The sequence below is a fragment of the Pseudoalteromonas sp. DY56-GL79 genome (assembly GCF_041414765.1).
In the GTDB taxonomy this organism is placed as follows: Bacteria; Pseudomonadota; Gammaproteobacteria; order Enterobacterales; family Alteromonadaceae; genus Pseudoalteromonas; species Pseudoalteromonas piscicida.
In genome coordinates this window covers 13,652-25,167 of the sequence record NZ_JANHZS010000017.1, presented here as the reverse complement: position 1 = coordinate 25,167, position 11,516 = coordinate 13,652, and the positions used below count along the sequence as shown (strand labels likewise).

The window sequence follows — 11,516 nt, the reverse complement described above, 5'->3', positions numbered from 1 at the left end:
TGAAAGTTAAACAAAAATCCGGACGGTTAGATTAAAGACCATCAGAAAAGAGAGAGTCTAAGCCATGATAAATTGGCCAACACGACCGGCATCTCCAAGGCGATGTTAGGACAAATTGAAAGGTTTGAGCTGAGCCCAACGATTAAATTATTGTGGAAGTTAGCGCAGGGTATTGGCATAGAGTACACAATGTTACTTGATTCGAGCGACCTGCAGAATTCGAATTACTCTAGGTAAGGCCTGACATTCATGCTTAACACTGAACGTCATGCAAAATGTGAGACTTACCTTAGCTATCGATACTCAATTACACATTTATGTTAATTCTAGGATATATTGCCTCGTTCATTTTCATTGCAAACAGCATTGGGTGGCTATTCACTTTGTCCTCAAGTGTATGATAATCCTGACCAAAGCCCGTATCATGGAATTGGTTTTCGAAGCTTTTACTTAACTCATTCAACCTAATATTGCCATAAAGGTCCTTTGCTTCTATGCCTTGCCGATCTGCACCAGAGAATCGAACAATTTGTGCAAGTCCTTCATGTACCTGTTCATAGGCATTTTTTAGCTTATTGTTTTCGTTAATTATAGACTCAAGATCCTCACGCAATTTACCGTTTACACTTCCACCAACGAGTTTTAGTGTGCCATCTTCCTCTTGCGATAAATCTAAAGAACTCAAATCAATTCCTGGATTTAAGCTACTTTGTTCTTTTTTAAATTTTTCAAACTCGCTTAAGGTGGTTGCAAACGCCTCTTGCGTCTCTCCCATCACTTTATAATTTTGTTTGCTAATCTCAAAAGTTTCTTGTTTTAGCTTTTGGATTTCTTCTTCAGTTAGTACTGGCGTATTTTCGGCTGACAATGCCGCAGCGTTCATCTCCTTCTCAGGTGCTTGAGGTTCGATGTTATGCGCCTTAGCCTCCTTTTTAGCGGTTAAGTTACTGGCTAAATTGACCTGCGAATTAACTAGTGGTGAATTGATGTTCACTGTTTCAGTCCTTGATAGTGGTAAATGTCTAATTTAGAAAACATTAACATTTTTGCTGATTTTCTCAAGGAGAAAAGAAAACAACATTTATGACCGCTTTTAAAAGACTAAAATACTGTATAAGACATGCTGGCATAGAGAAAGTTAACTCTATGCCACTTTAATGAGGCAGTTAAAGTATAGGTCAGTTATGATATCTTCACTACACAAACCAGATTTTAGTGACAAAAAACTGCCTTACTCTTTTCAATATTAACGACTAGACAATTAAGAAATTAATTCTTCGTAATTCGTCATTATTGGGCGAACTTCTATATCCCATTGCTGACACATCTATTTCGCTTTGGTTAGCATTTACTGCAAGGCTCTTTACGCCTTCCTGAGGATCTTTAATACTCAATATTTCCAAAGTACCGAGTACGTTACCGCTGTCTCCGCCAATAAAATCAATATCTAACTCACCATGATGGCCTGTTTTGGCGACCACCTGAAAGACGCCATGTTCACCTCGAGGGATGACTTTACCATCAATTGAACTGCCATCACCCTCAACCCAAGAGTCTCGAGTGACTTTCGTAGTAATTGATTGATTTGTTCTATTCTTAATTGTGACATTCGCTGGACTGGACATAAACAAACTCCTTCTTTCGAACTTGTGCTTGAAGGCCTTCCCTCAAGCTGCGCACAAAGTATAGAAACGAAAAATGAGTAAGGACATTACAGCGCATTACAAAAAGTACTGATGGTATTTGCCATATTTTTACCCAGTGATAAACACATAACAAATGATTGAAACAACTTACTGGCGTCTGAAAATAACCCTGTGTTGGCTTCCATTTACTCGAGCAAAAGCTGCCAAGCAAACGTAATGCGATTCATCCATGGCAATCTTTTAATGTGCGACTGACTTATAACGTAATCAAGTAAGGGATCGAATACACCATATTCGCTAAGCAACACAGGTACTTCAATCAATAAGCCTGAATTATCCGTTTTAACTTGCGCAAGAACTTTGACTAACACGGTAACTAAACCAATTAGTGCTGAAGAGTTTTAGTAGATTAGTATAAGAAATGCTATTGAGCTAATGAACTGAGATCTAGTTTTTTACTTTAAAAAGATAGGAATTAGTATGTTTTAGTATAGTTTTAAGTACTATTAATAAGACTTACACTTCAAACAACAACATATATGGAGTTTGTAGTGTAAGTTAAATTTATAGCGGAAAGTATACTAAACACACAAAAAATAATTAAAACAATAAGATATAGTAGTAATAAATTAGTAAACTAACAGAAAAGTCAAAAACATGGCCGTTCAATTATATCGGGCATTTTGACGCGCTATGTGCCTGAATCTAATCTTCAACATCGCCCGCAGCTGCAAATTTGGATCGCAACGGGAAATCAGCTAAACAGCAGAGCCATGCTACAATTAGACTAGTTATTCAAATCGCTGTTCTCGCTGATTGTATTCATCGGACTCGTGGTTTCTATTCTCTCTTATTGACCTATCTAAAAGAGAAAGCTTAACCTTGGCAATTTTTTGCACCCCAGGAGAGTCATGATTTAAAAGCTCTGCGAACGCCTTTTTTCTAACTTCAAGAATGTCGGCAAGCGATCCAGAATAACTAGAAGGGCGAGACCTAGAGAAAATAGTTTCAACTAAAGCTACTTTGTCCTCTGCGGCATCTAAAAGTGAAGTGATATGTTTACTAAGGGCTACTTTCTTTGGATTGTCTAGAGTCTGTGATTCCTTGTCTAAGGACGTATATGCTGAAACAGCACCAGCTACTTTCTGGATCTTATCTTGATTGCCATTACACCAACCTAACACTCGCTCAATCGGAGCTAAATTAAAAGGAGAGCTACTACGATTGCCCCTGTCTTCGAAAAGCAAATGCATAAGTAGTACGCTGTTCTCGCTGTCGATGTATACTCTATCCAATACAAATTCAGGATAGGTTTTTACCAGATGGGCTATGATATTTTCTAATTCGAAGCCATATAGCCGATATGTTTCTAGGCCGTCGCAAAGCAAGTTAACAATATCGCGAATTTCTTTCTCCGTTGCAGGTTCCGAGAAACACTCTTCCATTACTCTGTCCATTCCATGAGACTGTTGCCTGTTTATTTCATCCCTGTGCATTGAAAGAAGCTTCGAGATGGCTAGCCGACCAACTGATTTTAGGCCATTGCTAGGACTATAGTTGCTATTCTTTTCAGTAAAGAATCGCATACTCAGTATTGCAATGGTTACAAATATTCCACCATCTAAATCATTAATTGCACCAAGAAGTTTTGATAAATCATCATCACATATAGGTTCATGAATCCGACCAGACCTTATATGCTGGAAGCGCCAAGCTTCCAATTCTGCATTCTTCGCTAAACCTATGAGTCTTTTTGTACCCCAAGGCGCTATTGGCGTTGCAGACAGAAGATCAACAAAATAAGGTTTTAACTCAGGTACAACCAAGACTGACTCTTGGAGTATCCGTGACAAACTCGGATTATCTGCATGAACGCCAGCAATAAATCCGCGAAAGAGGATAGTTTGAACTAATTGCAATTCTTGCCTTTGCATCAATCGAACCAGAGTATCAAAGGTTGCTCTTTGATCGGATGAACCTTTAGCCAACCCCTTGCCGAACGGCCAAAGCGCATCGATATGTTGCTTCCAAAGCCTTGGTGCCAATTTTTCAAGATACTCAGGTTCGGATACCGCTAACTCCCCTAACTTTTCTATTTTACGGTTAATTTCTTCTGAATTTTTTGTGAAATCCCCATTTATCACCTCTATGTGATCCCATGTGTTAGTCAATGCATACGCTTCGATTTCAGAATAGGGATCACTCGGTGCAGCTAAACTTTCTAGCTCCTCAATTTTTTTCAATAATTCGGGGGTGTGCTTCTTCCCGTTGTAATGAATTGTTTTTTTAATAGATAGCCACATATCTGGCCACTGACCATCAATAGCATATTTGCGTACAATACCTTCAAGAAAGTCAAAACAACCTGCGTATGTCCATAAACCATTAAAATAGTTTGCCAGTAGTTCCTTTGCCCAGTTAACTCTGGACTCTTTTTTCGAATCTAATAGGGGTACTAATAATTCAGCAAAACCTACGTACCAATCCAATTTTTCTTTATTTGTTTTCGGCTCCCATCCATAGTCCCTGCTTCGGGCACCAAAATCAAACCCTCCAAATGAGGTCCAGTGAGAAGCCTCAAAAGCAGATCGAAGAATATTCTGTGCAATCTCTAGTTGTTTCGTATCACCTGAATCCAACATTCTTTTGACAAAAGAATGTCTTCGTGTAGGCGTAGCCTGTGTACCTGAGAGATACAATGAAAAAAGGCTCGACAATTGGCTGACGATACTATTGTTATTCTCTCCAGCTTTTTCTGTTTCAGCAAAGCGAAGAATTAGCTCAGCTGCGCGATCAAAGTGCTGATCATCATATGCAATCTTTCTAAGTAGTCGAACAATAACAGAGAAATTTTGATTGTTTCGCGAGCAAAATTCTTGAATTTCCGATGCATTGTCGATAGCTTCTAAAATTGTATCTGGAAAAACAGGCGCGATGTGGCTTAGAGCCGTAAGTAACTCAGCATCACACACTGCAATGTTGTGAAATGGCCCATCAACCTTCGTCCACGTGTAAGCGAGTTTTCGAGCTGGTTCAAAATCATGTAGATACCCTAATCGGTGAGCGCATGATTTGAATAGACGTAAATTATCACCCTTTAACAACTCGGCATTAATTTGGTCAGGATCTATGTTTTGCAGTGCTCTTCTTGCAAGACGATTAGCTAACGCATGCGGTAAAACTGCTCTCCAATTTCCTCGCTGCTGTGAAAGCTGTCTCCGCAGTAACTCTGCATGGTCACGATTTAACTTGTTGCGTTCTAACCCTCCAATTTTAGAAAGAGTGCATAATTCATTATTGAACTCTTTCATGCTTACGTTAAAGGAATAAACTAGCGATAATACCTCTGCACTTTCAAGTAAATTATCGGCAGCGCCTTTTCTTTGATTAAATAGCCTTTGAAACAACTCTTCATCAGAAAACTTTGCTAACGTCTCATCTGAATCAACTCGACTTGCCAATGCAATAGCAACACGTGCATTCCCCCCAGAAAACTCTGCAATTTTATCAGCATTCACACGCCCTAGAGACGAAAACCTTTTTTGAACAAGTTTGGAAACAGTCCGCTCACTTGAGGGCTCAATATGTATTACTTCCGTTTCTTCTGGGCGATCATCCGAAATGTCATATTCAATAGTAAGAAGGCTTAATTTCGCTTGATTTGACGATACTTGTTTTTGCAGTCTCCTATGAACATCTGGTGGGCAATTATCAAGAACTACATAGCATGAAAAATCATTAGCTATTAAATATGAAACAAGCTCAGATGCAGTTGGGGATAAATCATCACCAAGATCTGCATAAATTACATTTGCTTCCGGCAAAGGTTTTTCGCATACACCATCTTCAAAAAGTGCTTGAGCAAAGCGTGTTTTTCCAACTCCAGAAAGACCGGTTATTCGAACTACTGAACCTGCTTTCAGTAATCTTTCACGTACAAGCCTGATTCCATCAGAAATAGCTACAGGTGTCTTTTGGGGAGTATTTACATCGATAATGCAAGGATGCTCGTCCAACAAAAATTCATCATCTTGATTTGGCGGGGTAGTGGTCCACGTCCCAAAAGGAAGCCATCCTGCTAGAGGCTTCCCTAGTCTAGAGCGCACCCATAAGGCTACGCCAGGAAACTGTCTCAGCCATGCGCATAGTCGATCTCTTCCATAAAAATCGAGAAGAAGCGCATCACTATTTGGTAAGTCTTCGAGTGCTGACTTCATACCAAGAATGCGTTCAGACAGCATTTTATCCGAGCAATCGTCCCTTCCACTAACAATTATATAAGCGCCTTTTTTAGCTAACAAATCACCTATAACAGCTTTTACTTTCCCTTTATCAAGCATTTCCTTTTTACAGGCAGCTTTACTCATACTGTTTTTCTTTACTTGATAACCAGTATTATCACGGCTTACAAAGCCTGAATTTGATAACGGGATTGCATCAACAACCCGAACATCAAGACCACCATCAGCCGCTTCTTGCGCCCCCCCCCACAAAACACAAGAAGGCTGGAGCTCCTGGCTAATTAATTCCGCTTCACACAATCTAGCAACCATTTCTCTTAGATCCGCATCACTAAGATTAGAAATATCAGATGGTTCAAGCTCAAAAAATATCAATTTTACAATTCCTTATACTGTTTAACGCACTGGAGAAACAACTATGCAAAAACATCTACTTTTCGCTTCCACGTTATATTTATCCATTTTGAAGCCTATTCACTATCCACCTATAACTGCACGGTCTTAGCTCAACTAAATCAGCCTTACGCCTTTCAGCATTCAGCGTATCAAGCTGCTCAAGAAGCAGGTCATAAACCTTTTGATACCTCACCACCGTATGTGTACGAAGGTATTCGTTGATCACTTCATCGATTAGGTCATGCACTTCTTGAGGCAGTTGCTTTGTGCGATTACCTTTGGCTTTATGCCTTGGCGTCAGTGCGTGTTTATCCCAGCTGCTTTCCACAAAAGCTTTGTTCCAATGGGCTAGCGTGCGCCATGACGGTGGGCTGCTGTCGTTTATCTCCGCCGCCTTCTGGGCAATAAATGGGGCTAACCATTTCTCTGTATAGGCAGGTACGCTCTGCTCAATTGCGCCTTGCACATACTTATAGCGTCGCGCCATTTCTTGTTTGGCTGCAAGGTCTTCAACTGTCTCCGCTTTAGGCTTTTTAACGTTACTGAGTGGTTTAAAGGTTAACTTGGTTGGTAGCTCACGCCGCGCAATGGTTCTGAGCTGGCCGTTTGAAACAAGTTGCTCAAGCCTTGGCTTTTCAAAGTTAAACCGCCCACCGCTTTCAATATCCGTCAACACCACATCAGTACCCGCAATGCTTTCAACCACGAAGTAAGAGCATGAGTGTTCTGATAGGCGTTTTACTAAAATTAGGTCGGGATTTTGCAAGTCCATTGTGGTGGCGTTTCCTAAAACGACGGCAAAGCACAAGTTCAAATAGCGTATACCCTAATTGAACATCACCAAAACAGACTAAAAGTGTTCATTTAGGGTGGTTTAAGGCGTTAGTACGCACTATGTTTATTTAGTCTAGATGCTAAATGAACAATTGCCATGAGTAAGATTGGATATGCGCGAGTTTCGACCACGGATCAGTCTTTAGATTTACAAGTAGCCAAACTTGAGGAAACTGGTTGTGACAAGGTGTTTACCGACATGGCTTCAGCGTCGAATACCAAACGCGATGGGTTTCAAGCTCTACTTAGCTACCTTCGTGCTGGTGACACGTTAATCGTGACTCGAGTCGACCGCATCGCTCGTTCCGTACTCGACTTACAAAACTTGGTAAACCACCTAAAATCCAACGATATTCAGCTACAAGCGCTAGAACAACCCATCTCAACCGACTCAGCCTCAGGCAAAGCCTTTTTAGATATGCTCGCAGTATTTGCAGAGTTTGAACTCAATATAAGAAAAGAGCGCCAGCTCGAGGGCATTGCAGCCGCTAAAAAAGCGGGTAAATACAAAGGCCGCAAGCCAATATCAGACGACGTAAAACTTGATATCCACCGCTTACACAAGCAAAATCAACCGATTGCAGCAATCGCTAGAGAGCTAAATATCTCTAGAAATACGGTTTATAAAACCATCAAGACTAATAATTAGTTGTACTCACAGGTTTATCATAAGGAAAATTTAGTGATTTTAAGTCTAGGACAATATGTAGAGGCTGTTTCTGAGCTCAACCATGACCTTTGGTTTAGAGGTGTAGGAAGTACAGATTTTAAATTAACTCCGCAAGCGCGGTGGATGCAATTAGATGCAGAGACCGAAGGTACTATAGCTTACCGATTTTTAAGGGATTATGGTAAGTATGTCGAACCAGAATCAAACCCATGGAAAGTATACGCTTTGATGCAACATCACGGACTTCCTACACGGTTATTAGACTGGTCTCGCTCTCCTCTAGTCGCCCTGTATTTCGCACTTACACAAGACACTTGCTCAACCAATAATTCAAAAAAAGGTGTTTGGGCCTTAGATCCCCATTTAATGAATGAGTATTTTATCGGTACTGATTTAGTTTATTGCCCATCTCAAATGGGGCAGCGACGAGTATACAACCTCAGCAAAATGGAGAATTCCCCTTACACTGCAAAGGGAAATGGAAAGGTATGGGAAAATCTGCAATCTGCTAAAATTACAGAAAATAGCGTACCGTTCAAACCATTAGATGAATATTTGCCTTATCCCTTATACGTTCTTGATCCCAAAAATACTATTAAAGAGGTTAGTTGGACTTGTCCACTGGCCATAGAGGCCACCTCATCGGTTGGTAGAATGGACTCTCAACATAGTGCTTTTACCATTCACGACGAGTCTTCACTACCACTTGATACGTTATTTAAAGGTAGCAACGATATTCTTAGATTTATCGAAATTGAACCTAGTCAAACTCAAAAATTACTTAAGCAGCTTCATCGAGCGGGAGTTCACCATGAAAGCATATACCGCGATCTGGATTCATTGTGTAAGAAAATTAAAGACGAAATGCTACAAACTAACAAATTCTAATGAAATTAAGCTTCACATGACGACTAATAGCGGTAAGGTTCAGCCTGTTCGACTAGAGATATTATGTTCACAATGCATATTGCATTTCGTTCATTCAAAAGGATTACCAATTGGAAAACTTGGATACACTAGCCTCCTCACTCCAGCAACATTTTTCCGAGCCACAAAAATCAGAGCGCTGGTCGATGTATCGTCTCATCATTCCCATAGTAGATTTCGCGAACACTTCAATGAACCTAGATCCATACTTTGAGTTCAACCAGACCAGTTCTCACGGTACCAATCAATCCGTCGATATAGCTTTATTAGAAGACAATAGAAAGCCGCAGGTAATGGTCGAAGCGAAGCGTGCTAACAGGAGAATTGCGCCAGAGCAGATAGATAAGTATCTACATAAAGGAGTTCGAGGGGCGGTCACCAATGGCTCAGATTGGATTTTGTGCATTGATGGTCGCCATATTGTTGTAACAATTTGGGACGCTAAAGTAAAAGAGGTTAGTTTATGTTCACTTAGAAGCGTCATCGATTTTCTTAGGGGAAAAATTGATGACTCAGCAAGCTGGTCAAAATTCAGTCAGGCATATGTTGTACCTGGCGTTAAGATAAATAAGCAACCAAAAACAAGTAAAGCTAAACGAATATCGAACGAGGTTACAAAAGCCAAAAGTATAAAAGAGTTTCGAGCAGCATTAAAAGAATTAGATGGCCCTAAGGAGGCTGAAATTGAGTTTCTAGTTGCATTAATAGACTCGATAGCTAGGGCTCATGGTGAAATACCCTCTCATTGTAGATTTGAATTTCGCTCATCAAGGGTATCATTCTTTGATCAGTCAGGGGCTGGATCATCGAAACGAGTTGGTCGGATTGAGCTAGGTAAGAGAGAACCCGATATACTAGTCTTAACGCAATTGGCTGCATCATCTGAAATTTTAAATTCTATTGCTCCTCCTCGTCCGCATGATAAAGGAGGGCATATGAGGCGATATAGGCTCCCTAACATAGATGCAGCAAACAGCTTTGGCTATGCTTTAGGAACTATTATCTTTAGTGCCTGTGCAAAGTGATGGTGTTTATGACTTTAATGAAGATAACCTCAAATCTAGTAACTAATAGCATATCTAAAAATACATTTCTGGTAGATTGGTTAAGGCTCCACCTGACAGGCAGTTAAGAGCGAGAAGTAGACAGCCAGTAAACTCGTTTTTGGACAAAAATGAGTTATAGTATTTACTCAGTAACGCCCGCATTTGTGCTGGTTTGGAGCGAAGCGGAAAACCAGTCCCGCAACATGCGCTTGTTAATTGCCGATCTCACGCTCTGCCTGCTCATATGTACTATACAATTTTTCAACACGCTCAACCAATTTCATACCACCTTTGGTTGCCCTGTCAGTCCAATAATGTCCTTCAAGTTCTTCGACTGGAGAACCGTGTATTTCTAGAGCGAAAGAACCATGATGAATTTCGCTTCTAACACCTTGTAATTCTATTTTTGGTTCATTTCGGTAAACACCAACGAGCTTAAACAGATCTTCATCTTCTTGCTGCTCTATACTATGAGCCACTAACACAGATCTGGATTCCTTTGTCATCAATCTCAGGCTAAGAAATGTTAAAGATTGCCTAATTACTGCATACCCATAGATTGGCGCGATTTCTTCACCCGTTTCAGGATTTACCCAGCTACTCTTCAACTCAACTTTCCACGTACCTCTTAAGTCCGGCCTTTTCACATACCAGCCTTTAAATATTTTCCATGACCACATGTATTTATTAAACAAGGTGACAAATAGAGTTATGACGCCGACAACTGTACCAAATGGCTTTACAAAGTCCGCACTGAGCACAGGCATGCCTTGAAACCAGAGAGCAAGTAACCAAACCGTAATCGTGAGACCAATAAATGATGAAATATGAAGTCTAGTTAGCATTATTCGTAACCTATGTAGTCCCAGGCGTCACTTATGAATTGGTGAGCACTCTCGCGCGTCCATGGCTGTGATCCTCTGAAAAGATATTTAAGTTCATTTACTTCACCCCACTCAGAGCATTTTTCATATGACAAAGTATTATTGAAAAGCTCTGCAAGCACATGCCTTACCATTGGCTTGAAAGACTGATACTCAAAACATGAATTTGGCGCATTAAATACTAAGCATTCTATGAGAAAGCTCGGTGCATCTTTTGCCGACTGGATTCCATTTGACGACATTTCGTTAGATAACTTCTTTAATATTCGAACGACCCTTTTGTATCTTCTTGATGTAGCGTCATTTTTTGAAACGCCATTTTGATAGTGTTGCTCTGGCCAATTTTTCACTCTTGGCGGGTCGAGATCATCCGGTATCATTTCGACCCCAGAATGATGATAATTTGCGGTAACGTATCTACGATGCTCGAAAAATGCAGCCACGTCTGACTCTACGCGATAAGTGTTTGCCTTTATATCAAATGCTTTACTACCGCGTGTAACGGCAGTTCTTCCAAATCTTGCTACAAGGGCTTCTTCTAGCTCACTTTTAAATGTCGCATATTCATAAGTGGCTGGAACGAAACTTTTTGCAAGCTCCATTTTAACGTTGTCATCAGGGTATTCGGGGAAATAGGTATCAAAACAGAGAACTCCAACATCTACATCGCTATCCTGCCTTACATTGACCCTGTTTCTGTATGAGCCTTGAGTAAACACTCTGATATTTCTATTTTTTAACTTATCGCTCGCTTGAATTGCTTGCCTTATTTGCCTCTCAGCATTTTCAGCTCTCTCTTGCTCCGTTTTACTTGGCCCTTGCGACCAAGTTGTAAATACTGATTCCCAATCCCTACTCACGAATTACTCCAT

Annotated in this window: 11 protein-coding genes; 4 read left to right on the top strand and 7 right to left on the bottom strand. The window is 40.5% G+C overall.

Going from position 1 to position 11,516, the window contains the following annotated elements; genetic code table 11:
* The first annotated feature begins 30 nt into the window (after window positions 1-30).
* Entirely contained in the window at window positions 31-237 is a 207-nt protein-coding gene (locus tag NO992_RS13435; RefSeq protein WP_371378081.1) for a helix-turn-helix domain-containing protein, read from the top strand.
* A 70-nt stretch (window positions 238-307) separates the two neighbouring features.
* On the opposite strand, the gene NO992_RS13430 is transcribed toward NO992_RS13435, so the two are convergent.
* From NO992_RS13430 to NO992_RS13410, 5 genes are all read right to left on the bottom strand, one after another.
* Window positions 308-994, bottom strand: coding sequence for a hypothetical protein (locus NO992_RS13430; protein ID WP_371377902.1), 687 nt, complete (start codon window positions 992-994; stop codon window positions 308-310).
* Window positions 995-1,253: 259 nt separating this feature from the next.
* On the bottom strand, window positions 1,254-1,625 hold the full coding sequence (locus NO992_RS13425) for a hypothetical protein (RefSeq protein WP_371377900.1): 372 nt from the start codon (window positions 1,623-1,625) through the stop codon (window positions 1,254-1,256).
* Between the two features lie 206 nt (window positions 1,626-1,831).
* Window positions 1,832-2,017 carry a hypothetical protein gene (locus NO992_RS13420; RefSeq protein WP_371377897.1) on the bottom strand — a complete coding sequence of 62 codons (186 nt, stop codon included), beginning with the start codon at window positions 2,015-2,017 and terminating at the stop codon, window positions 1,832-1,834.
* A gap of 420 nt (window positions 2,018-2,437) precedes the next feature.
* Window positions 2,438-6,262 carry a hypothetical protein gene (locus NO992_RS13415; protein WP_371377895.1) on the bottom strand — a complete coding sequence of 1,275 codons (3,825 nt, stop codon included), beginning with the start codon at window positions 6,260-6,262 and terminating at the stop codon, window positions 2,438-2,440.
* A 79-nt stretch (window positions 6,263-6,341) separates the two neighbouring features.
* Window positions 6,342-7,055 (bottom strand): hypothetical protein, encoded by a 714-nt coding sequence (locus NO992_RS13410; RefSeq protein WP_371377892.1) that lies wholly within the window; start codon window positions 7,053-7,055, stop codon window positions 6,342-6,344.
* Between the two features lie 159 nt (window positions 7,056-7,214).
* Here NO992_RS13410 and NO992_RS13405 point away from each other — a divergent pair, with 159 nt between their 5' ends.
* The 3 genes from NO992_RS13405 to NO992_RS13395 all read left to right on the top strand — a co-directional run bounded on the left by NO992_RS13405 (window position 7,215) and on the right by NO992_RS13395 (window position 9,739).
* Window positions 7,215-7,766 carry a recombinase family protein gene (locus NO992_RS13405; protein WP_371377889.1) on the top strand — a complete coding sequence of 184 codons (552 nt, stop codon included), beginning with the start codon at window positions 7,215-7,217 and terminating at the stop codon, window positions 7,764-7,766.
* A 33-nt stretch (window positions 7,767-7,799) separates the two neighbouring features.
* Window positions 7,800-8,675, top strand: coding sequence for an FRG domain-containing protein (locus tag NO992_RS13400; protein ID WP_371377886.1), 876 nt, complete (start codon window positions 7,800-7,802; stop codon window positions 8,673-8,675).
* A 110-nt stretch (window positions 8,676-8,785) separates the two neighbouring features.
* Window positions 8,786-9,739, top strand: a complete 954-nt coding sequence (locus NO992_RS13395) for a hypothetical protein (protein WP_371377883.1) — start codon at window positions 8,786-8,788, stop codon at window positions 9,737-9,739.
* A 233-nt stretch (window positions 9,740-9,972) separates the two neighbouring features.
* On the opposite strand, the gene NO992_RS13390 is transcribed toward NO992_RS13395, so the two are convergent.
* Together NO992_RS13390 and NO992_RS13385 are read right to left on the bottom strand one after the other, a co-directional pair.
* The gene (locus tag NO992_RS13390) at window positions 9,973-10,605 is read right to left on the bottom strand and encodes a hypothetical protein (RefSeq protein ID WP_371377881.1); all 633 of its coding nucleotides are present in this window, start codon (window positions 10,603-10,605) and stop codon (window positions 9,973-9,975) included.
* Window positions 10,605-11,504, bottom strand: a complete 900-nt coding sequence (locus NO992_RS13385) for a nucleotidyltransferase (protein WP_371377878.1) — start codon at window positions 11,502-11,504, stop codon at window positions 10,605-10,607. The genes NO992_RS13390 and NO992_RS13385 overlap by 1 nt, the downstream gene beginning before the upstream one ends.
* Window positions 11,505-11,516: the final 12 nt, after the last annotated feature.